The sequence below is a fragment of the Corynebacterium ammoniagenes DSM 20306 genome (assembly GCF_001941425.1).
GTDB lineage: Bacteria > Actinomycetota > Actinomycetes > Mycobacteriales > Mycobacteriaceae > Corynebacterium > Corynebacterium ammoniagenes.
Genome location: NZ_CP009244.1, coordinates 169431 through 194002, shown reverse-complemented (window position 1 = coordinate 194002; position 24572 = coordinate 169431). Strand labels below are relative to the sequence as shown.

The following is a 24572-nucleotide window of genomic DNA, read 5'->3' as shown; positions in this document are numbered from 1 at the left end:
ATCCCAAGCAATAGACCGACTATTCAACAATCAATAGACTGGTCTGTCTTGCAACGATAATACCAAGCGAGACTAGTAAATCTCACCCTCAGTGTCCACACTCCCCCATTACGCGCCTCAAGAAAGCGAATGAATGCGCACCTCAACGGAGTTTCTGCGAATGAATAATATCGGTTCAGAATCGTCTTATATTCCCGATTCTGAACCGTGCGGTCTATCTATGCTGCCAAGTTTTTAATGAGGTCCGCGATATCCTGCACGCGCTGCCGCGCTACTTCTGGTGTCGAAATCCGGTGACGCGAGACGTAATCCGCCCAGGTGATATCCGGAGCATCCGCGGCCACCGCGCGGGTGCTGCTGGCGTCTACAACTTCGTCGTGCGTGGCGGTTTGTAGATAGGTCGTCGGCCACGACGTGCTATCCGGCAGGGTTGCCTCGCCGCGAATGTCGTCTGGCAGGCCATCCAGCGCGGCGAAGTCGGGATAGGTGAGGATGAGGGCATCGGCGGCATCGATAAGCAATGCGGCCAGCGCAGCGCCGGAAGAATATCCCCACAGCACAATCTTTTCCGCGCCGTTGTTGCGCGCATACTCAATGGCTGCGCGGCCGGAGCGCACCATATCGGCGACGGTGTGCTGCGGGGCGAGTGGATAATCCACATCAACTGCCATCACCCCAGCGAGGTTCGCAACAGCGGCAACTTCCGGCTGCCACTGCATTTCTAATGCCGCACCAGACCCCCGCCACCAACCGCCCGAGTGGAAGGACACAATCCACGTTGTAGACGTTGTTTCGGCTGGCGTGAATTGCGTGAGCTCTTCGCTGGGATTGGAGACATCAATGCCCTCGGTAAATGCTACCCCGGGCATGGAATGATCCACCGCGCTGCCCAGCACCATCATCGCTGCTTGGGTGATGCGATCGGTCAGCTTGGCGCTGTAATTATCCGCCGCGGTGGGATCGCCCAAGCCGCCTTTCCAGGGTGGAGTGAAATCAGGAAGGGGAAAATGAGCCTCGATCTGTGAATACAGCTGCTCGAGCTGATCCTCTTGGCTCATTGCGTGGTCATAGCCACCGATGTGCCACTGCTGATTATCCCCATCATTTACCGTGTCAGTCATGCACCTCAGAGTACTAGGTCACTACCAGATGGTGACGCGGTCTTTTTCCTCCAGGAACATCGGCCCGTCTTCTGCAACGTCGAATGCCTCGTAGAATTCGGCGATATTGGCCGCAATCAGGTTGCAGCGGAACTCCGCTGGGGAGTGAGGGTCCATCGCTAAGTACTGCTTAGCCATCTCTGGACGAATGGCGGTGCGCCACACGCGAGCCCATGCCAAGAACAACCTTTGTAGCCCGGTGAACTCCCCGGCGGCGAGCTCCTCTGAGCCGCCTTCGATGTCGAACTTGGCCTTTTGGCCGTTGATATCCAAGCCCTTGTCCTCGCAGTACATGCGGTAGGCGACCACGGAAATGCCCAATCCGCCGAGGTCACCGATGTTTTCACCGAGGGTAAATTCGCCGTTGACGCCGTTGGATTCAATCCCGGCTTCCTTCAATACGGAGGGCACTTCGCCGTCGAATTGCTCAACCAGCTTGGACGTTAAGTTCTCAAATGCCGAGCGGTCGGCATCCGACCACCAGGAGTTCAAGTTGCCATCGCCGTCATACTGCGAGCCCTGGTCATCAAAGCCGTGGCCGATTTCGTGGCCAATGACGGCTCCGATGGCGCCGAAGTTTTCTGCGGCGTCTGCCTCGGGGTTATAAAACGGCGGGCGCAGGATTGCTGCGGGGAAAGTGATGTCATTGACCACTGGGTTGTAGAAAGCGTTGACGGTCTGCGGGGTGCTAAACCATTCATCGCGGTCGGTGGGCTTGCCAATCTTGTTGAGCTCAAAATCATGCGCCCAGGCATTGCCGTTGCGCAGGTTGTCCACCAAGTCGGCACCGGCGGCAGAAAATTCCAGACCGGAGTAATCACGCCAGGTATCTGGGTAGCCAATCTTGGCTTTAAATTTGCCCAGCTTTTCCAAGGCTCGCTCACGGGTTTCAGGTGTCATCCAGGCAAGATCGGAAATGCGCTCGCGGTAGGCGCGCACCAGGTACTCCACCAGTTCATCCATTTCTGCCTTGGAGGACTTAGGGAAGTGCCGGTCGACGAAGATTTTGCCGATTTCCTGGCCGACCATGCCTTCGGCGAGACCCAAGGCACGCTTCCAGCGGTCACGCTGTTGGGTAGCGCCGGTGAGCTTGGTGCCGTAGAACTCGAAGTTCTTCTTGCCAACTTCCTCAGGCAAAACCCCGGCGCGAGCGCGCAGGATGGCCCAGGTGGCCCACAGTTGCCAGTCCGCGAGCTGGGTTTCCGTCAGCAGCTGCGCGAGATGTTCCTGGTAGGACGGCATCATGTTGACCACGCGGTGCTCGGGCAGTCCGCCGCCGGTCAAAATGGTGCGCACAATTTCCGGCAGGTCCTGAAACTCCGTGGGGTTATAGGTCTTCACAGCGTCACGGGTTGCCACCACGTCCCAGTGGCCAGCGGCAATCTTCTTTTCCAGGTTGACGATACGCTCGGCAGCTACCTGGGCACCAAGGCCAAATAGACGCGCAGGGTCGAGGAATTCCAGCATCTCTTCCACGTGCTTTTGATACGCCGCCAAGGTATCGGCGTGTGCTTCTTCGCGGTAGTAGGCCTCATCAGGCAGCCCCAGGCCGGACTGGATGATGTAGGCAACGCAATCTTCCGAGCCGGAGTCCTTTTCCACCCAGAAGGTCACAGGAGAGCTCACGCCCAAGCGCTCGAGCTTACCGATGACGGTGGCAAACTCATTAATGTCCGCCACTGAGAGGCGATCTAAATCGGCATCGAGCGGCGCCATGCCAGCGCCATTAATGCCGTCAGTATCCATATAGGAGTTGTAGACCGTACCGGCACGACCGGTATCTTCTTTTACAATCTCGTGCGAGAGCTCTTCAGCCTGGTCACGCAGTTTATGGAAGGTGCCATCCACACCGCGGTCATCGGGGATGACGTGGGACTTTAGCCAAGGTCCGTTAACAAATTGGTACAAATCATTGAGTTGCGTCATACCGCCCACATTATGCGAAAACCCATCACGAAGGCAGCACTTTCGGTTACGCCGAATGTCTAATTAGACCTAGTGTCGCCCGTCTGTCCATCTGATGAGACAATCTGATGAAAATAGATTATGCTTGCTTAGAATTTTTCAATTGATCGGAGCCCCACGATGGTCGAGTCGATTCCAATCTTGACAATTTTACCGCCCCTAGTAGCAATTATCATGGTAATTGCCACCCGCAAGGTATTAATATCTTTACTTTCGGGATCGCTGCTGAGTATATTGCTGATCACAAATTTTCACCCGCTAGAGAGTCTCAAACTTCTTATTTCCGGCGTGGTTGAGCTGTTCTGGGTCGAGGGTGAGCTCAATTGGTACAACATTTTGATCCTGACGTTCTTGCTCGAACTCGGCGCGCTAACCGCGGTCGTCTTGATGTCGGGTGGCACCAAAGCATTTTCTAATTGGGCGCGCAAGCGTGTGAAAAATCGCCGGGACTCGCAGGTTCTGACCGCTATTTTGGGCATGGTCATTTTCATTGATGACTACTTCAACGCCTTGGCCGTCGGCCAGATTTCGCGCCCTATTTCCGATCAACAAAATGTCTCGCGCGCAAAGCTTGCCTACCTGGTGGATTCCAGTTCTGCCCCCACCGTCGTTCTCGTTCCGCTGTCGAGCTGGGGCGCGTCCATCATCGGCATCATGGCTCCGATCCTCGCGGCCTCTGCGCTGACCATGAGTGAGATGGAAGTATTCCTACGCTCCGCGGCGATGAACTTCTACGCCATTGCCGCGATTATTTTGTTGTGGGTTGTTGTCATCTGGCAGCTGGACTTCGGTCCCATGCGCAAAGAAGAACAACGCGCCGCCCACGGGCACGGCGTCATGGCGGACAATGACGAAGTTCCCGGACAAATTACTGAGGCCCTACCCACCCATGACCGCGGCACCATCCAAGCCTTGGCCATTCCCTTCGTGGTGCTGGTCATAGGAGTCATCGGCGGCATGTACATCACCGGCGGATTGGCCGCTGGCTCCTGGGGCGTCTTAGAGGTCATGGCCAATGCGGATGTCGCGGCCTCGCTCAATATCGGGGGCGTGGCAGGCCTTCTCGTGGGTCTTGCCTACTGCATTCGCTACACGCGCAATGACCCACAATTTAGCGCCAGCGTCATTACCCGCGGCTCGCTCGATGGCGCCAAGTCCATGCTGCCAGCTATCTATATTTTGCTCTTGGCGTGGATGCTCGGCTCACTCATTGGCCAGCTGGGCACCGGTGAGTACTTCGCCAGTCTCGTGACTAGCTTGTCCGTTTCCGCGGTGTGGTTGGTACCGATTCTCTTCCTCGTGGCCGGGGGCATGGCTTTTGCCACCGGTACCTCGTGGGGTTCTTTTGGAATCTTGCTTCCCTTGGCAGGTGAGATCATGAACGCGGCGTCTCCGGATGGCACTTTATTGATTCCCGCCTTCGGCGCGGTGCTAGCTGGCGCGGTTTGGGGCGATCACTCCTCCCCTATTTCCGATACCACCATTTTGTCATCTACCGGCGCGGGCTGTTCCGTGGGCACTCACGTCAATACGCAGTTGCCCTATGCATTCGTAGGCGCGGCCGCCGCCCTAGTTGGATATGTGCTGTTTGCCATCACCACCTCTGCCATCATTGGCTTTATCAGCATGATTGTGGCCCTGGGCGTTATCGCGGTGGTGTTGAAATCACTCAATAAATCCACCGTGGCTGAGGTTGCCGCTGAAGCGTAAACCACCCGGGCTTGTAACCTGGAAACTATGGCATCATACCGATTTCAGCCGGCAAAGACGGGGAAATACTTTGCGCTGCTCTGCGTCGTTGTAGCACTAGCTATCGCGGCGCCAGTCATTGTTTTATCCGTGGTCTCGCAACAGCCCAAAGCCACAGAACCGCTGGTGATCACCACGGCGGAGACCGAGTGGGAACGGCCCATCGAGGGCGTCGAGTGCCAGTGGGATCCGGAAAACATGCTTGTCGATGCCTACGTGTGCAACAATGTCACCGTTCAAGTCAATTGGGTCAACGAGCCCCAAGACTCTGACCATTCCCTACGCCGTGCCGTGCGCGCGAATACGCTCGCGCCGCTTCCGCGTGAGCCCATTGTCCACGTCGGCCATGCCGGCGTGATGGTGCTGCCGCACTACAACATGGTGGCGATGAATATCCGCAACCAAACACCAGAGCATGACGGCGAGGAGTTCCAGATTTTGCTGCAAGGAGCACCAGATAAGCTGGCACCACTGGCCCATCAGATTTGGAATAGCTTCCGGCCCGAACCCCTGCCGGTGGATTTGCCGAAGGACATGAAGGTGGCCGCATGAGTAAGATTTTCTACATTCTCACCATCATCAGCATGGTTGTTGGCGCGTGCGTGAGCGCCTTTATGTTTTTAACGGCGCTGCTGATGTCACCTGGCCTCGGTGCTTTAAGCATGGTCTTGTCTGCGGTGTATTTTGCCATCGTGATCTTCTTGCTCTCGCGCTTGCCGTTTTGGCCGCGCACACGCCCCGGTCAATCACGGTTGTGGCTGTATGCCGCACTCTTATGGGGCGGCGGGGTCTCCATTGCCATGACTCTTCCCATCGGCACCCCGGTCATGGCCATTTTTGCCTATACCTCCAGTCGTGCATCGGCCGCCTCTTGGGGCGGGGCGTACCCGGAAGAGATAGTAAAGACACTCGGTGTCTTAGTCATCTGCCTGGCATTTACCCAACTTTCGCGCCCGTGGCATGGGTTGCTGGTGGGCGCGGTGATCGGCTTGGGTTTTGAAACCGTAGAAAATGTTTTATACGGCGCTGGTGGTGCGCAAATGCACCAAGACTCGGACTGGGCCGGATTCTGGCAATCCTGGGCGCTGCGCGTTCTCGCCGGTCCAGGCGTGCACATTATCTGCACCGCGATTGCTGGTTGGGGCATCGGCCGCGCACTGTTCACCGCGGATCAATCGCGCTGGTGGCGCGTGCGCACGGTCGTAGGCTGGTGGCTGGTGGCCTTTGGCATTCACTTCGCGTGGAATTATGACTTGGTGGCCATGACCCCGATGGTCATCAAAATCATCGTCATCATGGCGATCATGTACTTTGTCTTCGCCCGCCTGTGCATTCACAGCACGCGGCTGTTCCGGGCTGATTTAGGGCACAGCTATACCCCCGCAGCATCCTTGCGACAACATCCTGCAGGGGCAAGCGTAGCGAAAGCCTTAGTTATTGCTCCGGAAACTCCACGTCCAAGCCAAGAAGGTCATCAGCTTCCGTCGCGTCATCTTCGGGAGCGTCCTCAACCTCAGTCAAGGTAATGGTCGCGCCGGTCGAGTCTGCCACCAAAGCCATCAGCCCGAACGTCGACAGCCACGGCTCACGAATAACTTCGCCCCCGCAGTCCACCGCAGCTTTCACGGCCTCTTCCATATTGCGAACGCCCAGGTAAGTCTGCCAAAAGCCACCTACCTGCGGCGGGAACTTGCCCTTGGCATTCCAAATCCCGGCAAAAGGTGCGCCTTCTTCTTCCGCGGTCGCATAATCAGCTTCATCAACCGGGCCGGAGCCGGTAATCGACTGGGTGCGGATCTCCCAATTAAACAGCTCGCCATAAAAATCGAGCGCCTTGGCAAAACCATCGGTCGCGGTCAGCTCATGCCACACGGGCAGACCTGGTTCGCCGGCAGCAACGAATTGTTCGGTGTTGGTGGGTTCAATGAGTCCAAAAAGGGCACCGGCGGCATCGGTAAGCAATGCCATCTGCCCCAGCTCTACCTGCTGCGGACCAGAAAGCACGCGACCTCCCAGTTCTTCCGCACGCTGGCATTCCTTGTCCAAGTTGCCGGCGCGGAAGTAGGTCACCCAGGTATCAGGCATGGTGGAATCCACCGGCTGCGGGATAAAGCCACCGATGGGAAGACCCTGCATGCGACCGATGCGGTATTCATCAGTCTCAGCGGTCACTTCCCACCCGAGTACCCGGCGGTAAAACTCTGCGGACTTTTCCGGGTTCGAAGTGGTGAGATCAATCCAGTAGGGCATGCCTACTTCAGACATAAATGCGGGCATGGTTTAGAGGTTCCTCCACTTTTCAGGATCAAAATCATCGTCGGCCGTGGCTTCATCGAAGTAGTCATCATCGTCATCTGCTTCCGCGACAACAGCGCACATCGTGCCAACGCACACCTTGTCACCTGCGCGTAAGCTCGCGCCGCGGCGGGTATCTACCTCGCCGTTGACGGTGACTGCACCTTCGGCAATCGCAGTTTTTGCTTCGCCACCGGTGGCGACGAGGCTGGCCAGCTTAATAAACTGGCCCAGTTTGATGGACTCACCCGTGATAGGTACTTCGATGTCGCTCATAAGCACTTAGTTTACAGCTGACTGCAGTATTCACAGCTTCGGTGGAGGAAGCTAACTATTTCCGCGCAAGATTTTCTAAATCGCGGTGATCCAACCCGCACAAATCCATCCGGACGGCCCGACCGCGCAGGACAAGCCCTTCGGCTTCCCATTTCGCTTTCGCACGCTCATAATCGTGGGAAGTGCCATCGGCTTTGATGACCCGCCACCACGGCACCTGCGATCCCCACTGCCGCATTACCGAGCCCACTTGGCGCGCAGAAACACCGGCGGCTTTGCCCACTTCCCCATAGGTGGAGACATTGCCCGGCGGAATCAGCCCAGCGAGTGCTAAAACCCGCTGGGCTGGCTCAGGTGGTGTCGACATGAGCTACTGCAGAGGCTTGAGCTTGACCGCCGTGCCCATGACGGTGACCATCAGCATGTCATTGGACGCGCCCATCGGAGAATAATCAAAAGAGATTCCCACGACGGCATCCGCACCAATTTCCTGGCCACGGTTCCACAGTTCATTCAGCGCAGATTCGCGCGCGCGAACCGCTTCTTCCTCATAACCGGCGGAACGCCCACCGGTAAAGGAACGAAACGACGCCCCGATGTCTTTGAGGAAGTTAATACCAGTGACTGTTTCACCCGCGATGATGCGGATGTAGGAGTCAATCTCGCGGCCTTCAACATTGTGGGTGGTAGTAAAAATCATGGCCCCCAGCATACAGCGCCCAGGTCGGAATTAGCTTTGGGTGCGAGGACGGATTTCTAGCTTGTCGATGTTCACGTGCGACGGCAACGACGCTACCCACCGCACAGCTTCTGCAACATCTTCGGCAACGAGGTTGAGCTGACCGTCGTAGACGGCCTTGGCGCGATCCTCATCGCCTTCGAAACGCACCAGGGAAAAGTCCGTGGCCACGCGGCCCGGAATAAGTTCAGTGGTGCGAATATTGTGATTTTCCAAGCGCAGCGCGCGAGAGATTACGCGCACGCCGTGCTTCGCCGCGTTGTAGCCGGAGCCGCCCGCATACACGCCCCAGGCGGCGACCGAGCTCATATTGATGATCAGGCCGGAATTATCCGGCGCTGCCTCAATTTTCTTAATCAATGCCTGAATCAAACGTACGGTGCCCAAAACATTGGTCTCATACATCCAGTTCCAGTCATCAATCGCGGTATCGACCAGCGGTTCCAAGCCCTTGGCGCCACCGGCGTTATTGACCAAAAGGTCAACGCGCGGCAGCTGCTGAGCAAAAGCATCTACGGATTCTTGCTTGGTCACATCCAGCTCGATTGCGGTGCCGCCGATTTCCTCAGCCAGCGCCTCCAGCTTGTCTTTGCGGCGCGCCGCAACCACAACGTGCCAGCCATCATCGGCAAGCAAACGCGCACTCGCCGCGCCAATGCCTGACGATGCACCTGTTACTACTGCAACTTTTTGATTCTCTGGGATACTCATGCACACCACCCTAGGCCACTGAGACCCCTGCCACAGCGCAGATTCTAGTTAAATTCACAATTCTAGGGCTCCAGGGATCGTGTACTACCGCGGATAGACCTGCCGGAAGGTGATATTAATCCGGCCTTCTTTCAGCCCGCAGGCTTCATCGAGGGTGCCGGGGCGGGTTTCGGGAACGCCGTGGAAGGCTTGGCGGTTGGGCCCGCCGAAGACAATGAGGTCACCGGATAGCAGCGCGATATCGTCCCAGGGTTTATTGCGGTGTTCGGTACTACCCAGGCGAAAGACGGCTTCATCGCCGATGGATAAAGACACAATCGGGGCCAGCGTTGTTTCATAGGCATCTTGGTGCATGCCCATCGTCGCACCCGGCGGGTAGAAATTCACCAGCGCCATATCGGGGCCAAAGCCCGCGATCCACGGCTGTAATTCCTCAGCGACTTCCGCTGCGGCGCGCAAACCCCGGTGGGCAAGCTCCAGCAGGTTCTCAGGCACCGGGCGCACGCTGGTACCCCCGATGCGGTCCACATACCGATAGCCTTGATGATCCCAGTGATGCCCCAGGTGCAGCGTAAATGTGCTCATTTGCCCGCCGGATTTGAGTATCGGCTTGCGCATCGCCATGGGCGTGCCGGCCATGATCCGGGCTTCATCGCGAAGCTGCTCCACCAATCCCCGCTGGGTAGGCACATCCAACCAGCCAGGGACATGCGCAACACCCGGCTTAATCTTGGTGGGGTTGCGCCCAATGTCATGAAACAACATGGCCCCCATCCTAGTTGCGCGGGGATTTGAGACAATATGTCCATGAGCGAATTCGACCAGCGATCCCACCTGGATGACTATGGCACGTGGGAGGCAATGACCTCCGGTCAGTGGTATATGCCCGGCCGCCCAGGCACAGCCACAGAGCATGCCCGCGGGTTTGAGCTCGCCAAGCAGCTTAACGATGCCAGCAATACCGATCCCGATAAAGCCCGTCGCCTTATTGCGGAAATGATTCACCCCGATTCCGGTGCCACCATGATTCATGCGCCGGTCAATATCGAATTCGGCTGCAACCTGCGCTGCGGCGAGCGCGTCTTTATCAATTTCAACGCCACTATTTTGGCCCAAGCTCCCATCACGCTTGGCGATGACGTCATGATCGGCCCAAACTGCTCCTTGATTACCGTGGGCCACCCGGTCGCTGACCACCAGATGCGCCGCGAGGGCTGGGAGCAGGCGAAACCCATTGCTATTGGGGACAACACCTGGCTGGGCGCGAATGTGACGGTGTTGCCGGGGGTAAGCATCGGAAAGCAATGCGTGATCGGCGCTGGCACGCTGGTCACCCGTGATATCCCTGATAATAGCCTGGTGCTGGGTTCTCCCGGCAAGGTAGTGCGCACCCTGGATGGCTCCCAGCCGCTGGAGCGCGACGAGTGTGCGGGGCCGGTTCAATGACCGCGCCTTTTTCTCTTGCGGCCCTCGGTCAAGGCCTGCCTGTTGCCGGCGATATCGACCGGCTGCCTGGGCTGTTGTCTACCACAGGCCGGTTGGTGGTGCACGCCCCGCCTGGCACCGGTAAGACCACTCTGTTGCCGCCGGCGCTGGCGAACTACTTGGGGCATGGCCGCGGCAAAGTCCTTGTCACCGCGCCCCGGCGCGTGGCGGTGCGTGCTGCTGCGCGGCGGTTAGCGCAGCTTGATGGCAGCCGTGTTGGGCAAAAGGTTGGTTTTAACATCCGCGGGGAACACCATCCGGGCACTCATGTGGAGTTTATGACCCCGGGGGTGTTGCTGCGCAGGCTGCTCAATGACCCGGAGCTGCCCGGTGTCGGCGCGGTTGCGATCGATGAGGTGCATGAGCGCCAGCTGGATACCGATATCGTGCTCGCGATGTTGCTTGAGCTCGCTGAGCTTCGCGATGACCTCTCGCTCGTTGCCATGTCCGCGACCTTAGATGCCCAGCGCTTTGCCGAGCTGATGAATGCGTCCGTGCTCGCCACCCCGGCGGTGACCTACCCGCTGGATACACACTACCGCCCGCATCCGGGCCGTGCCGGATGCACGCGGGAATTTCTTAACCACCTGGCGCAGCAAGCTGTGCAAGCGCGAGAGACAACCGGGCATTCCGTGCTGGTCTTTGTGCCCGGAGTGCGCGAGGTTGAACATGTCTGCGCGCAGATTCCTGGCGCACTGCCGCTGCACGGCCGGCTGACTTCCGCCGACCAAGACCAGGCGCTGAGCCCTTCTGCCTCCCCGCGCATTATTGTCTCTACCTCCATCGCGGAATCCTCGCTGACTGTGCCTGGAGTGCGCGCCGTGGTGGATTCGGGGCTCTCGCGCGTTCCGCGCCGTGATGCTGCCCGCGGCATGACTGGTTTGGTCACCGTGTCTGCAGCGCAATCCACCGTGGATCAGCGCGCGGGTCGCGCCGGGCGTGAAGGTCCCGGCACCGTGATTCGCGCCTATGCGCAGTCGGATTATCAGCATGCCGCCGCGCATATCACCCCGGAGATTGCGACGTCCGATCTCACCGAGGCCGCCTTGATGATTGCCGCCTGGGGTGGCGGCGCCGACTTCCCGCTGCCGGATAAGCCACCGCATAATGCGTGGGCGCAGGCTCACGATGCGCTAGAAGATATTGGTGCGATGCAAGATGGCACCATCACCGAGTTGGGCACGCGCCTTTCGCAGCTGCCGCTGCATCCGCGCTTAGGCCGGGCGCTGCTGGAGTGCGGTCCGCGCGCGGCGTCCACCATCGCGGTGTTGTCGGATTCGCCGGCGGGCAATATTGCCACCGCGCAGCCGCCGCAGCGCGAAGTCAAGCGCCTGCAGCGCCTAGTGTCCCAGGGCTCAGGTAGTAGTGATCCCGGTGTGATTACGGGATTGGCTTTTCCCATGCGCATTGGAAAAAAGGTCACCGATGCCGAGTACCTGCTGGCCTCCGGCACCCGCGCCTGGCTGCCGCCGGGAAGTGCCATTCCAGCCAGCGAGTGGTTAGCTATCGCAGAGGTCACCGTCGCCCAAGCAGGCATGGGCAAGGCAGGTTCGGTCATCCGCGCCGCTGCGACGATCACCGAGCACGACGCCACCAGCATCATCGGGGTCGAAGAAACTATTACCGCCACGATGAAAGGTGGCAAGGTACAAGGCCGCGCCATCAAACGCGCAGGTGCCATCGAGCTATCAAGTACCCCGGTCAAGGTTGCACCAGATCAGGCTGCCGCCGCGCTTGCCGATGGCATCCGCACCCACGGCCTATCCCTTTTTACCTTCTCGGACAAGGCGCAAGCCCTGCGCGAGCGCATGAATTTCTTGCACGCCCAACTCGGTGAACCCTGGCCCGATGTGGAATCCGCCGACCCCGAATACTGGCTGGGCCCGGAGCTAAACTCCATGGCGCATGGGATGGCGCCCAAAAGCATCGATATGCATCAAGCCTTACAACGGCTGTTGCCCTGGCCGGAGGCAAATGCCATGGATGAACTCGCACCCGCACGCCTGTCGGTGCCGTCTGGTTCGCAGCCGCGGATTGATTACTCCACCGGGCGGCCGGTGGTGCGGGTGAAACTCCAAGAATGCTTTGGCCTGGCGGAATCTCCCGAATGCGCCGGGGTGCGCGTGCAGTTTCACTTACTCTCCCCCGCGGGTCGACCGCTGGCAGTCACCGATGACCTCAAAAGCTTTTGGTCCGGGCCCTATACCGGCGTGCGCGCCGATATGCGCGGCCGCTATCCCAAACATCCGTGGCCAGAAGACCCCTGGACGGCGCAAGCCACCGCGCGCACCAAGAACCGGATGTAGGAATCTGTGGATAACTTGCCGCATTCGTTGACGTGTCAGCACGGTTATCCACAGCTTGTCGATGCTTCCCTCGCGCCCGTCATATCGTGCCGCTTAGCGTAGGGGCCATGGACATTTTCCAAGCATTCGTGCTTTTAAACAGCCACGGCATCGGGCTGCTGCGAGCCATCGCTGAGCGCTCGCCGTACGATGTGGCAAGCTCCGGCATCGCGCTGTCAACAGCGAAGCAGTACGCCACGCTTGCCGATGTCCTTTTTGGCCCCGCCGACTCACCCCGCCTGCAACGCGAGTCGGTCGCCCTGGCCGAACAGCGCGAATTAAGCGTGGAGCATTTGTTAATGGTAAACAAGCACGCCAAGAAGCTGAAGAAGCGTGGTGCTGCGTGGAAACTGCGCGCCGAACTCATCGCGCATCAAGGCAGCTTCGAAGAAGCCGATGCCTATGGCGCACAACGCGTCAAAGAAGAAATCGGCGAGAAGCCGAAAGAACCCGGGGTTCGCATCGGCCGCGCTGCAAGCGGCATGCGCACGATTAGCGTGACCGATACCCAACGACGCATTACGGATTTTGAGAAAACCCTCGACGCCACCGACACCACGGACCAACCCCGCTCCACAGCACTGCTGGAAGCATTTTGGAAACGAGTCGACGGCAGCGGCGGCGTGCTGCGCCCGGAATACCGCACCGTGATTGCCATTGGCGTGGATGATTTCGCGAAAGTATCATGCGGTTCTGGAGACGACGTCATCGTCGGACTCTCCGATGGCACCACCATGACCGGGGCAGAACTTATCAACGCCGCACTATCCGGTGCACTGGGTGAGAACCTCTACGCTGGACTATTTCACCCGACTGCTGGCCCCGTCAACCTGTATGAAGCGCGGTTCGCCTCGTTGAAACAGCGCATCGTGGCCACCGCAGAAAACCTTGTCTGCCCCTGGCCAGACTGCAACGTGCCGGCCGATAGGTGCCAGGTACACCACATCGACGCCCACAAAAACGGCGGACACACCACACCCTCCAACCTGACGATGCTGTGCCGCTATCACAACGGCGTCAACGACGATGATCCGACAAAACGAAGACGCGGACGAATACAACGCCACCGCGGCCAAGTCCGCCTCATTACCCCAGGCGGAAAACTACTCGGCAACACACACCACCTCAGCAACATGGGAGCAATGGACCTCATAAAATAAGCTGGCTCAGCGCTTTAAAACCACTGCTGCCAGGCGAGGTTGACGGACATTACGACGACGAGGGTAAGCAGTGCGTAGCGGACTAGTTTAGTACCGCCGCCAAGCACGGTGCGGGCGCCGAGTTGGGCGCCGGCGATATTGGCGATCGCTAACGCAATTCCCAGGGTCCACCAGACGTGGCCGCCGATAATGAAAGTGGCGAGACCGCCGAGGTTGGTGGCGGTGTTGACTACTTTGGCCATCGCGGCGGATTTGATGAAGTTCTGCGAAAAGATGGCGGTAAAGCTCATGATGAGGAACATGCCGGTGCCAGGTCCGAAGATTCCATCGTAAAAGCCAATGCCGGCAACCGCCGCCAGCGCCGCCCAGGTACGCCAGCCACCGCGTACTCCATCGGAGGTACCGGTGCCGAAATTCGGTTTGAAGGCCACGAAGATCCCGACTGCCACCAGCAGCACGATAATCAGCGGGCGCATGAACTCTTCTTGAATCACCGTGGCCGCCAAGGCGCCGGTTGCCGAAGCCACGCCCGCGATGGCGGCGAGCTTCAGCGTTTCTTTCATCGGTGGTTTCACGGTGCGCATCAGCGTAAAGGCGGCCGATGCCGTACCCGATACCGCGGCCAGCTTGTTTGTGGCCAACGCCGTGGCCGGGGCAATGCCGGGCACCACGGCCATGATGAGCGGAATGAGCACCAATCCACCGCCGCCGATTACGGCATCGACCCATCCGGCCACCGCCGCGCCACCGATAAGTAGCGCCCACTGCGCAAGCTCTAGCTCCATGGCATAACTATAAACCGGTGCTAACCTAGTAACCCTTAGTTATTGCATTTAAATACACTCTAATTTTATTTCTGAAAGCAGGCACATGGATCTCCGCTGGTTAATAGTAGTCCCGGCATCCATCCTGCTGGGATTGCTTTTTGATTGGCTCAACGTTCCTGCCTCGTGGATTTTGGCCGCGATTGTGGCCTCCGGTTCTGTCGCTTTGATTTCCCAACGCGATATGCCCGTCAATAAGAATTTCTACGGTCTCTCTCGCGGTTTCATCGGCGTCATGGCGGCGGTGCCGTTGACCATAACCCCAGCGAGCCAGCTGGTGCAGTACTTGCCCGTGGGTATCATCGTCGGCCTGGTGTCCGTGGCCTTTTGCATGGCGGGCGGGCTTTTGCTCTACAAGATGCAACACGGCGCCATTACCCGCGAAACCGGCGTGTTATCGCTGCTACCAGGTGGTGCATCGATGATGCCCCCGCTTGCCGATGCCCTCGGCGCCGACTACCGCTACGTCGCCCTGACCCAGTACCTGCGCTTATTGTGTGTTTCGGTCAGTTTGCCGCTGCTGGTTACCTTCATGGCGCAGCCATCCGGCTCCGACAACGCGTCGATTCAAGCCAGTACCACGTGGTGGGTGCTGCTCATCGTTATAGCGATTGCTGCCTTCGGCGAGCCTTTGGGCAAAAAGCTCCGCATCCCCGTGGCATCGGTGATGGGGCCAGTCGTTCTGACCGTACTGGTGTCGTTCTTGTTGCCGGATGACATCACCTTGCAGCCGCTGGAGATCTTTCGCATTATGGCGTTTATCTCCATCGGCTGGGTCTGCGGCGGCGGGTTGGATTTGCCCACCTTAAAGCACTTCGCGCGCCAACTTCCGGCTACCTTTGGCCTGATTGGCCTGGTCTTGGCCGTGTGCGCGCTGCTGGCGATACCGGTGATGGCGATTTTTGATATCACCTATTTCGAGTCCTACCTGGCCACCAGCCCCGGCGCGCTGGAAACGGTCCTCGCGCTATCCTCCGAAGGCGGAGCAGGCCCCGTGGTGGTCTCTTTGCAGATAATCCGCCTGATTCTGGTACTCACCGTCGCGGCCTACCTGCCCCAGATTTTGAATTTCCTCTTCAAACGCCGCTCTTAGACCGAGTGACGTTAGTCCAGGATGGTCTCGCGCAAAATCGACATGGGGATCGAACCTAAGGCCAGCGCCTGGGAGTGGAACTCGCGGGGGCTTAAGCCTTGGGCGACGGCATCGTCGCGGGTCTTTTCCCACAACCGCTCGCCAATCGCATAACTTGGTGCCTGGCCGGGCCAGCCCAGGTAGCGGTTGACTTCAAAGGCCAGGTTGGCATCGTCCATAGCGGTGTTTTCACGCATGAAGGACTTCATGTGCGCCTTGTCCCAAATGCCAGAGCCATCGGGCATCTTTTTGCCCAGGTGCAGTCCGATATCAACAACCACGCGCGCGGCACGCAGACGCTGCGAATCCAGCAGGCCCATGCGGAAACCGGGATCGTCCAAGTAACCGAGCTCGGCCATAAGCTGCTCCCCGTAAAGCGCCCAGCCCTCGCCGTGGCCGGAATTCCAGCAGGCATTGCGACGCCACGAGTTCAGGTTCGGCTCCATCAACGCCGTACCAATTTGCAGGTGGTGTCCCGGTGCGCCCTCATGGTGGACGGTGGTCAGCTCCTGCCACGTGTGGAAGATTTCTTGTCCTGCCGGGACGGACCACCACATGCGGCCCGGACGGGAGAAGTCTTCCGTCGGCTGCGTGTAGAAAATGCCGCCGGTACCGGCTGGGTCAATCTTGCACTCGATGGTTTGGATTTGCTCGGGGATATCAAAATAGGTGCCGTTAAGATCCGCGATGACCTTATCGGCAACAGTTTGCATCCACTCCACCAGCGCATCTGTGCCGTGCAGCTGGTAGCGCTCATCGGCATTGAGCTTGCGCACCGCAGTACGCAACGAGGTGCTCGGACCATACAATTCCTGGGCAATCTTGATTTGCTCCGCATGAATTTCCTGCAGGCGGTGCAAGCCCCATTCATAAGCCTCATCGAGATCGACGGCATCACCCACAAAAAGCTTGGAAAAACGTGCGTAGCGCTCGCGACCAACGGCATCTTCATTGGCAGAAGAAGGCTGCAACTCGGCAGATAACCACGCCGAGAACTCATCGAAGGCGGCCTTGGCGCTTTCGACCTCGGCATTGTCTTCTTCAAGGCCGAGCCCATCGAGCATCGAGGAAGCATCGGCAAGCGCATTGCATTGGCCAATGACTTCATTGATCTGCCTGGTTGGTGGAACCATGCCCTGGTTAGCGGCTTCGACCAAGGACTCACGATATCCCTGCAGCGAAGCGCTCACCTTGGACAAGCGCGAACGAATCGCGTCTTTTTCCTCCGCCGTCTCATGCGGCATCAGCAGCAAACTATCGCGAATAGTCTGCACGGGCGAGGCAATATTATTGAGATTGCGGATATCTTCGCCGTGGTGGTGCAAATCCAGCTCCAAGCACAGGCGATCGCGCAGGACTTCGGCGGTGACGTAATCGACGTCGTCAAAATCATCATCGTCGTCCGACTCATCAGTACTGTCATCCAGTGCGTCCAAGTCAGCGACCATCTCGCGGGTACGGTCGGCGACGGCGGTGAAGTAATCCGGGGAGAAATCTTGCAGCTCCCCTTCGTAGCCTTCAATGCCCCACTCGGTGGCATCGGTGGGGGTTAGCTTCGCAAGGTCTGCAAGAAAGTTATCGCAGGAGGCATCCAGCAAGGATGGCTCGCGAGCTGGTTGATGCTCAGAACTCATGACTGCAAAGTCTATCTTTCAATAAAGGTGGTTGCACACCCAAACAATAGCGCGGCGTGTCTAGTTTACGCCCATTTCGCACCAATCGGGGTCCAACCAGCGAATTCATCCAAAATTTCGGCCGGATCGGAAGATAACGCTATGGCATCAATGTAGCGCTGCTGAACAAAACCGCACGCCGCCATCGACTGCAAAGTCTGCAGGAAAGGCTGCCAAAACCCATCGACATTGACCAATCCCACCGGCCCGTGGACGTGCCCTAATTGCTGCATGGTCAACACCTCCACCAATTCTTCCAAGGTGCCAACGCCGCCGGGCAGGCACAGGAAGGCATCGGCAAGCTCTTCCATGCGTGTTTTGCGCTGCGCCATGGTGTCTACAACCTCGAGCTCCGTCAGCCCGGCGTGCGCCATTTCTCTATCAATTAATTGGCGAGGAATTACACCTACCACCTCGCCGCCGGCTGCCACCGCTGCATCTGCCACCGTGCCCATAAGGCCAACGTTGCCGCCGCCATAGACCATGCGCAGTCCGCGACGCGCCAGTTCAGCGCCCACTTGCTGGGCAGCTTGCTCAAAGCGCGGGGAGTTTCCAAGTGTGGATCCACAATAAACAGCGACTGACTTCATGTCTTTCAGCATATAAGCTTAAACCCATGGATACCGTGGCTACAGCACGTGAGATCATTCATGCAGCCTCCCACGTGCACTTTTTCACTGGCGCCGGCATGTCCGCTGACTCCGGCTTGGACACTTTCCGGGATGCCCAAACGGGCCTGTGGCAGAAAGTAAATCCGCAGGACATGGCATCGATTGAAGCGTGGCAGCGGGACCCTGAGCCTATGTGGGCCTGGTATTTGTGGCGTGCTCACCTCGCGCATCAGTCGCAGCCGCACGCTGGCCACCTAGCCATTGGCTCACTCGCGCAACGGTCATCGCAGGTGTCTGTTACCACCCAAAACATCGATGACCTGCATGAGCGCTCAGGGTGCAGCGACGTTGCACACTTGCACGGTTCGCTTGTCGCTTTTCGATGCTCCTCCTGCCACCTTCCCTACCCCCACCACATTGAGCTACCGAGTAAGCCGGTTAGCCGGCTGCGCCCACCGCACTGTGAAGAATGTGGCGGGCTCATTCGCCCCGGCGTGGTGTGGTTTGGAGAATCACTGCCGCAAGATCAGTGGGAGAAGGCGGAAGAGAATATGCGGGCGGCGGATGTGGTGGTCATCGTCGGGACTTCGGGCTCGGTCTGGCCGGCGGCGGGACTGCCAAGCATCGCGCACCGGGCGGGCACCCCCATTATTGAGGTATCCCCGCACCGCAGTGATTTAACAGATTTAGCAACGGTGTGGATTGAAGATACCGCGGCAGCGGCGCTGCCTGCAATCCTGAAATAAGCTGAAATAGGAAGGCATTTCGAACCGCTTAGTCTATTGATGACTCCTCACGCATTCTTCCTGTTGAATGGGCAAATCGTGAATTTCTGTAGACAGCTCGGTTGAGAGTATTAGACAATGCGGTCTATGCAGGTTAATATAACGTCATGATTAAGCCCGGTTCAGTATTTTCGCCTCCACAAACCCCTGCTGCGCGTTGCTTACATTTGGTGCGGCTTAACCCGATCATCACGCGCAGTGAATTAGTGGAGGCCACTGGACTGTCTCAGCCGACGATTACCCGCGCTACTGCAGCGTTATTAGAAGCCGGCTTGGTGCAGGAGCGCACCGACCTCACCCGCACGCGCGGCCGGGGGCGGCCTACCGTTCCCTTAGAAGTAGCCGATAATAAGTGGATTCTGGCCGGCATTGCCATCGGTACCTCCCGCACGCACATCGCGCTTTTTGACACCATGGGTCGCACGCTGCGCGAAGACGATATCTCCACTCCCGTGGCGCGTTTGAGTGAATCTGATTTCATTGAGCACATCATGGCTGGCGTTAACCGCTTGACCACGGGAATTTCCCGCACGCTGGTGTCCGTGGGTGTTACGACATCGGGCAACGTCGATGAAGACGGGTTAGTCTGGGCTGCCAACCTGGGGTGGGAAGGCGTCGATATTGCTGCGCGCTTGCGCTACCAATTTAATGTTCCCGTGGTGGTCTCTTCTGCGATTCCTGCCATTTTGGGCTCTGAGACCCAAAGCGCGGATTTGAATCAAACGGGTAAGGTCTTAGTTCTTTTCGCCGATGACTCCACGGGCGCAGCGTTGTCCACCGAAGCAGGTGTCACCCAGTTGGTGCCCTTGCCGCGGATTTCCTCTGAGCTGCTGAACCTGCACGATTCCGCATCGGAAGACAACGTTGCCACCCAAGCCGTATTGGATGCCCTCGCAGCGCGTGAGATTTCCGCCAGCACCCTGGCCGAAGCCGCCACTATCGCCGAAGATAATGAGACGGCGCGCGGCATTTTAGATGAACGTGCCCATTTGCTGGCATCCATCGCAGCCGACTTGGTCACCGAACACAACCCGGTCACCGTGGTGCTCGCCGGTTCTGCCTTTATTGATGATCCGCATGCAGCGAAGCTGTTCGCGTCCTCGCTTCGCCAGCACAACACTGATGCGCAGCTGCGCCTGATCCCCACTCACCGGGAGATTGTCCGTGCGATTGCGCGTGCCGTCGCCTTGGATCCGCTACTGCGCGTGCCACTGTCACTGCAGCCCAGCACCGCGTCTGTGCGCAGTTAATGTCCGTTGCGGCCGTCGAGCACGTCGAAGACTTGCTGCGGCGAGCGGTACATAAACGCCTGCATGCCTAAATTGCTGGCTGCAGCGACAAATACTTCATTCGAACCGAAGTAGATGGTGTCTTTCACCGGGGCGCCTAAAGATTCTGCGGCGACTTCATAAGCTGCCGGGTCTGGCTTGCACACGCCGATATCGCAGCTGAAGATAACCGCGGCGAAATCTTCCAGCCACGCGAAACGCTCGCGGGCGAGCTGGGCCATCCCGGGTGAGATGTTGGCGAAGATGCCGGTAACGTATCCGGCATCGATGACCGTGGTCGCCATCTCGAGCCCCTGCAGGTTGAGCTCAAAGGTGGAATCTAGAGCCCGGGCAATTTCGGAGATTTCGCCGTTGTGCACGCCGGAGCGCTGGGCTAGCTGCTGCCACCAGCGTTCATCACTGATATTTCCCGCTTCTAATTCGGGGCGCAGTTCCAAGTACGTCTGGCGGAATTGTTGAGCAGCGTCGGCGTTTACCACGTCCGTGATTTGGAGCAGAGAGTCCTCTACTCCCCGCGTGAGAAAGACCCCGTAGAGGTCAAATAACACTCGCGTACTCATGTTTAGATTCTAACCAGTCCTTGCCTGTGCCAACTACGCTGACCCAGTTTAATGATTTATCACCAAAGCTGTGTTTGCTGCCCGAATCCGTGACATAAAAACAATGCTGACCGCGCAGAATCTCTTCTGCGCGGTCAGCATAAATAGTGGTTATCGGCTGCCCACTAAATGACTAGTGTTGGATAGCTCAGCCGAGGAGCCAGATTTTGGTTGCAGCACCTTGAAGGGACCTTCCAACCTGGCATAGGGGCTGACCAATAACACAGCCCCTACCCCAACCGCGGTACCTGCCATAAAGACAGGAATGCTAATTCCAGGCAGCGTGCCAAAGGGAGTGAAAATGGCAAAAGCCATAGACGCCATAACCAAGGTTCCGCTTAACCCAAACAGGGCTCTAGAAATAGTGCCCACGTTCATGTACCAGCTGACCAGCAACATGAAAATTGCGGCCAGCGGGGCAAGCATGAGGGCGAACGCGAAAAGAAAAGTCCCTAAGGCTACTTGCGTAGCCATCAGGGTGACTCCACACATCATGGCAAACCCTAAACTGATCAGGAATGCGCACAACGCGATCTTTTGCTTTGGTGACATAGCAAGTATTCTGCCACTTGTCATAGTCAGAATGAAAGAAAATTCGCGGAAATATACCGAGATGTTATTTCCCGAATGACCTACTTCACTAAAAAGTGGCTATTTACCTCGATATTTACATAGCGATGCCGCCCGCCCATGCGCAAGACATGGTGCGAGCGGCTACCTGCGACGCATTTTATGCATCGATAGCAGGCTGGCGAGACGCCAAACCGCGGTCGATGCGCAGCAAGCCAGCACCGTCATTGCCAACCAGCTTGACCTGGTCGATGATTTCGGAAACGGTGTCCTCTTCCTCGATCTGCTCATTCATGAACCAGTTGAGCAAGGAGCGGGAATCAAGGTCCTTGACCTCATCAGCGATACGAACGATTTCGCGGATGTCTTCGGAAACCTTCTGCTCGTGAGCAAGTGCCGTCTCAAAAGCGTCCAATGGGGTGGCTGCCTTGATGGATGGCATGGTGATATCACCGAGCTCGACGCGGTATCCGCGAGCGAGCAAGTGATCAGAGAACTTCTGCGCGTGCACGCGTTCTTCTTCTGCCTGCGCCATAAACCAGTCACGCATGCCGGTAAAGGACAGGTCATCCATTTCGTAGCCCAGCTGGGTGTAGATCATTGCAGCCTGGTGCTCATTGGTGACCTGGTTATTAATTGCGGTAACGAGCTTCTCATTCATGATTTTCCTCTTCCTTCGTACTTCTACGTCATACTCTTCAAAATGCGAGTGTTGCAGGTACTAAAAGCGTGCACAGAAAACCGTTAGCCTTCGGTACCTACCGCGCAGCTTCTGTCCGCTGCGTTCGCTTACAACATTAGAGGGCTTGCGCAGCCTGTGCCACGTAGGTAAGCCCACCCAAAATTTGGAAACCCTAAGATTACAAGCTTAAACACGCAGAACAGCCACGGTTTTTAATCATCACAGTTTGATAGCTTTTACTTCATAGCTCAGCCATCAAACCAATGACTACCTCATTTATAGGGCGCAGTGGCGTTGCGCGAGATCGGCAAAGACCGCGGAATTAAACCCGAAAGCGCGGCGCGCTTCTTCAACGAGGTGCTGGCGCTGCTTGTCATCTAAATCCAACTCATCCAATGCAGCGCGGTAGCTATTGCGGTAGGGAGGAATCTTGCCGATGGCCGAGAAGTCATAAAAGTTCAACGACTCCGAGTCGATATCATAGTACGTGCCCAAACGTGCGGCTATGACCTGCCCGCCGGATACGTCACCGAGGTAACGCACGTAGTGATGAGCAATGACTGGAACTGCATCGCCCGTGCCGGTAAGTTCCTCGAGCCGGGACACATATTTCATCGTCGCGGGAAGGATACGGATAGCATCACGCCAGTTGGAGCCGTACATTCCCGCTAAGTCAGCCTCGAGCGAGACTTGGCGCTCCAGGCGACGGTCCACGATGGAAGCCGCCAAGGGGTGATCTTCAATCTCGCGCACGGCGCGTTCCAGCGCTTCGTAGATAAACCATAACTGGCCGGTAAATTCGGCCACCGCGCCTCGGTTGAGCTGACCGCTGAGGAGCTCTTCCATAAAACGGGAGCCTTCGGCATCTTCGTGCGCCGCGGCGGTTGCCTCTTTCAGGGCTGCGGACAGTGGCTGCGAGGTTGCAACAGTCATGGCGTTTTCTCCTTCAGGTCGTCGCCGAGCAAGCGACAATCGTTGACTTCACTGCCCCCAACTATAAGGTTAGGGTTACCTAAAATGCAACGAGTTGTGCAAAGTTCCTCCGAAAGTTGCACCCCCAGCGATCCGGTTCTACCGGAATGGCACCTCGCCGATGGTGCGGCGCAGCTTGCGCGTGTGCAAACGCTGCGGATTATCCGCAAGTTGCTCCACCGTGCGCACCGCACACATCACGTGTGCTTCCTTGGAGTTGGAATAAAAAGCCTGCGCCTGCGCCGGTAGCTTTGGCACCGCGTGCAGCGGGAGATCGGAGACTGAGAGCAAGGTGCCATACGGCACGCGGTAGCGGTATCCGTTGGCGGCAATGGTGCAGGATTCCATGTCCACGGCCACAGCGGTTGAGGCGCGAAGCCATTCCCACAGCTGCCGGCTGGTGCGCCATTCCCAGTTGCGGTCATCGGTCGATAACACGGTGCCCGTGCGCATCAAGGTTTTATTTTTACCGTAGATTTCATCAACTGATACTTCGAGCATGCGCTGGACTTCAGGGATAGCAGGAATCGGGTTGTGCGAACCAACGTATCCATCCAAAAGATTGTCTTCGCGCTGATACGCGTTACCGAGGATTAAGTCCCCAATACGCATGCGGCCATCCAGGCCGGCGCAGTGGCCAATCATGATCCAGGCCTCGGGGCGCAAGACCGCTAGGCAGTCGGTAATAGTCTTGGCATTCGATGGCCCCACGCCAATGTTGATCATCGTGATGCCATCGCCTGCTGCCGTGACCAAATCAAAGCGCGGCATCTGAAAACGGGAAGTCAAGGTCAGCTGTTCATAATCGACATTGACCGCATCGTCGGAATGCAACGTTTCCCCATTGGGCAGGACCATCGCCGTGTACCGGGAGTCTTCCTGCGCTAACTGGCTCAATCCAAACCGCACGAACTCAGTGGTGTGCATGGCGTAGTTGGTAAAGAGGATGAACTTTTGCACGGTATCAATTTCCACACCGGTGTAGTGCTCAATCCGGGCACACGCGATATCAAAACGCTGCGGACCAAAGTGAAACAGCGGCTTTTCTTCACCATGGAAAGCGTCCCAATCACCATCGATGATCGCGTCGTGGACTTCATCCAAGGTCGGACGCGGGATGGCATCAGCGACATCGCCAGCCCGGCGCGCCTCGGAAGTATCACCAACATCGCGAATGTACTCCGGCGGGATGCGCAGCGATGACTGGCCGACGAAAATATCGCACGGATAGTTCTCGGTCAGGCGCGTCAGCTGTTCGTGCAGGTAGTCACGAATGATATGCGGCTTCGAAAGCGTCGCGCTGTACCGCCCCGCTTCATCGACGTAGCCAAATGGTTGGGAGCGGTCAATCGGGCGCCATTCGCGAACGTCGACGACGATCTTGGGATAGACCACGTGGCGGTAGGCATCATAATCGCCACTTTTCAGGGACTCTCGCGCTAGTTGGCATGATGATTCATACAGCTCAACTAGTCGATCAATAGCCTCATCTACCGTGTGCGCATGCTGCAAATCACTCATGCTGGCAATCCTAGCTACGTCTTTGGTGC

Annotated in this window: 25 protein-coding genes; 9 read left to right on the top strand and 16 right to left on the bottom strand. The window is 57.7% G+C overall.

Translation table 11 applies throughout. The features are described from left to right. Positions 1-218: 218 nt before the first annotated feature. Together CAMM_RS00990 and CAMM_RS00985 are read right to left on the bottom strand one after the other, a co-directional pair. Complete coding sequence (locus tag CAMM_RS00990; protein WP_003849807.1) at positions 219-1121, bottom strand: alpha/beta hydrolase; 903 nt, start codon at positions 1119-1121, stop codon at positions 219-221. A gap of 21 nt (positions 1122-1142) precedes the next feature. Further along, positions 1143-3086, bottom strand: coding sequence for a M13 family metallopeptidase (locus CAMM_RS00985; RefSeq protein ID WP_003849809.1), 1944 nt, complete (start codon positions 3084-3086; stop codon positions 1143-1145). Positions 3087-3413: 327 nt separating this feature from the next. On the opposite strand from CAMM_RS00985, the gene CAMM_RS00980 reads away from it, so the two are divergent. The 3 genes from CAMM_RS00980 to CAMM_RS00970 are packed head-to-tail and all read left to right on the top strand — an operon-like array spanning position 3414 to position 6400. Beyond that, the gene (locus tag CAMM_RS00980) at positions 3414-4835 is read left to right on the top strand and encodes a Na+/H+ antiporter NhaC family protein (protein WP_232051016.1); all 1422 of its coding nucleotides are present in this window, start codon (positions 3414-3416) and stop codon (positions 4833-4835) included. Positions 4836-4862: 27 nt separating this feature from the next. Beyond that, complete coding sequence (locus CAMM_RS00975) at positions 4863-5426, top strand: hypothetical protein (protein WP_003849812.1); 564 nt, start codon at positions 4863-4865, stop codon at positions 5424-5426. Beyond that, positions 5423-6400 (top strand): PrsW family intramembrane metalloprotease, encoded by a 978-nt coding sequence (locus CAMM_RS00970; protein WP_003849813.1) that lies wholly within the window; start codon positions 5423-5425, stop codon positions 6398-6400. The genes CAMM_RS00975 and CAMM_RS00970 overlap by 4 nt, the downstream gene beginning before the upstream one ends. Here the strand turns inward: CAMM_RS00970 and CAMM_RS00965 are convergent. The 6 genes from CAMM_RS00965 to CAMM_RS00940 form a co-directional block, all read right to left on the bottom strand. Further along, complete coding sequence (locus CAMM_RS00965; RefSeq protein ID WP_003849814.1) at positions 6309-7151, bottom strand: VOC family protein; 843 nt, start codon at positions 7149-7151, stop codon at positions 6309-6311. The genes CAMM_RS00970 and CAMM_RS00965 overlap by 92 nt on opposite strands. Positions 7152-7154: 3 nt before the next feature. After that, a complete protein-coding gene (locus CAMM_RS00960; protein ID WP_003849816.1) occupies positions 7155-7445 on the bottom strand; it encodes an RNA-binding S4 domain-containing protein in 291 nt (96 codons plus the stop codon). 55 nt (positions 7446-7500) lie between these two features. Continuing rightward, positions 7501-7812 (bottom strand): MGMT family protein, encoded by a 312-nt coding sequence (locus CAMM_RS00955; RefSeq protein WP_003849817.1) that lies wholly within the window; start codon positions 7810-7812, stop codon positions 7501-7503. A 3-nt stretch (positions 7813-7815) separates the two neighbouring features. Further along, entirely contained in the window at positions 7816-8145 is a 330-nt protein-coding gene (locus tag CAMM_RS00950; protein ID WP_040356485.1) for a YbjQ family protein, read from the bottom strand. Positions 8146-8175: 30 nt separating this feature from the next. After that, positions 8176-8895 carry an SDR family oxidoreductase gene (locus CAMM_RS00945; protein WP_003849821.1) on the bottom strand — a complete coding sequence of 240 codons (720 nt, stop codon included), beginning with the start codon at positions 8893-8895 and terminating at the stop codon, positions 8176-8178. Positions 8896-8979: 84 nt separating this feature from the next. Continuing rightward, entirely contained in the window at positions 8980-9660 is a 681-nt protein-coding gene (locus CAMM_RS00940) for an alpha-ketoglutarate-dependent dioxygenase AlkB family protein (RefSeq protein WP_040356407.1), read from the bottom strand. 36 nt (positions 9661-9696) lie between these two features. Here CAMM_RS00940 and CAMM_RS00935 point away from each other — a divergent pair, with 36 nt between their 5' ends. From CAMM_RS00935 to CAMM_RS00925, 3 genes are all read left to right on the top strand, one after another. Continuing rightward, positions 9697-10341, top strand: coding sequence for a sugar O-acetyltransferase (locus CAMM_RS00935; RefSeq protein ID WP_003849825.1), 645 nt, complete (start codon positions 9697-9699; stop codon positions 10339-10341). Next, positions 10338-12686 (top strand): ATP-dependent RNA helicase, encoded by a 2349-nt coding sequence (locus CAMM_RS00930; RefSeq protein ID WP_003849827.1) that lies wholly within the window; start codon positions 10338-10340, stop codon positions 12684-12686. Before CAMM_RS00935 ends, CAMM_RS00930 begins: the two co-directional genes overlap by 4 nt. 107 nt (positions 12687-12793) lie before the next feature. After that, complete coding sequence (locus CAMM_RS00925) at positions 12794-13885, top strand: HNH endonuclease signature motif containing protein (RefSeq protein ID WP_075761507.1); 1092 nt, start codon at positions 12794-12796, stop codon at positions 13883-13885. A gap of 14 nt (positions 13886-13899) precedes the next feature. Here the strand turns inward: CAMM_RS00925 and CAMM_RS00920 are convergent, their stop codons facing one another. Beyond that, entirely contained in the window at positions 13900-14670 is a 771-nt protein-coding gene (locus CAMM_RS00920; RefSeq protein WP_003846559.1) for a TSUP family transporter, read from the bottom strand. A gap of 85 nt (positions 14671-14755) precedes the next feature. Here CAMM_RS00920 and CAMM_RS00915 point away from each other — a divergent pair, with 85 nt between their 5' ends. Beyond that, positions 14756-15802, top strand: a complete 1047-nt coding sequence (locus CAMM_RS00915; protein ID WP_003846561.1) for an AbrB family transcriptional regulator — start codon at positions 14756-14758, stop codon at positions 15800-15802. An 11-nt stretch (positions 15803-15813) separates the two neighbouring features. Here the strand turns inward: CAMM_RS00915 and CAMM_RS00910 are convergent, their stop codons facing one another. After that, positions 15814-17475 (bottom strand): DUF885 domain-containing protein, encoded by a 1662-nt coding sequence (locus tag CAMM_RS00910; RefSeq protein WP_003846563.1) that lies wholly within the window; start codon positions 17473-17475, stop codon positions 15814-15816. A 65-nt stretch (positions 17476-17540) separates the two neighbouring features. Continuing rightward, positions 17541-18104, bottom strand: a complete 564-nt coding sequence (locus tag CAMM_RS00905; RefSeq protein ID WP_040355052.1) for an LOG family protein — start codon at positions 18102-18104, stop codon at positions 17541-17543. A 26-nt stretch (positions 18105-18130) separates the two neighbouring features. Between CAMM_RS00905 and CAMM_RS00900 the strand changes: the two genes are divergently transcribed. Both CAMM_RS00900 and CAMM_RS00895 read left to right on the top strand, forming a co-directional pair. Then, the gene (locus tag CAMM_RS00900) at positions 18131-18871 is read left to right on the top strand and encodes an SIR2 family NAD-dependent protein deacylase (RefSeq protein WP_003846567.1); all 741 of its coding nucleotides are present in this window, start codon (positions 18131-18133) and stop codon (positions 18869-18871) included. Positions 18872-19017: 146 nt separating this feature from the next. Next, positions 19018-20160: an ROK family transcriptional regulator gene (locus tag CAMM_RS00895; protein ID WP_040355024.1), complete on the top strand. Its 1143-nt coding sequence runs from the start codon at positions 19018-19020 to the stop codon at positions 20158-20160. On the opposite strand, the gene CAMM_RS00890 is transcribed toward CAMM_RS00895, so the two are convergent. The 5 genes from CAMM_RS00890 to amn all read right to left on the bottom strand — a co-directional run bounded on the left by CAMM_RS00890 (position 20157) and on the right by amn (position 24543). Further along, positions 20157-20759: an HAD family hydrolase gene (locus CAMM_RS00890; protein ID WP_003846571.1), complete on the bottom strand. Its 603-nt coding sequence runs from the start codon at positions 20757-20759 to the stop codon at positions 20157-20159. The genes CAMM_RS00895 and CAMM_RS00890 overlap by 4 nt on opposite strands. 150 nt (positions 20760-20909) lie before the next feature. Next, positions 20910-21350 carry a cytochrome C biogenesis protein gene (locus tag CAMM_RS00885; RefSeq protein WP_232051015.1) on the bottom strand — a complete coding sequence of 147 codons (441 nt, stop codon included), beginning with the start codon at positions 21348-21350 and terminating at the stop codon, positions 20910-20912. Between the two features lie 178 nt (positions 21351-21528). After that, positions 21529-22029: a ferritin gene (locus CAMM_RS00880; RefSeq protein ID WP_003846574.1), complete on the bottom strand. Its 501-nt coding sequence runs from the start codon at positions 22027-22029 to the stop codon at positions 21529-21531. Between the two features lie 297 nt (positions 22030-22326). Then, a complete protein-coding gene (locus CAMM_RS00875; RefSeq protein WP_003846576.1) occupies positions 22327-22983 on the bottom strand; it encodes a biliverdin-producing heme oxygenase in 657 nt (218 codons plus the stop codon). Positions 22984-23121: 138 nt separating this feature from the next. Continuing rightward, on the bottom strand, positions 23122-24543 hold the full coding sequence (amn, locus tag CAMM_RS00870; protein ID WP_003846579.1) for an AMP nucleosidase: 1422 nt from the start codon (positions 24541-24543) through the stop codon (positions 23122-23124). Between the last annotated feature and the right edge of the window lie 29 nt (positions 24544-24572).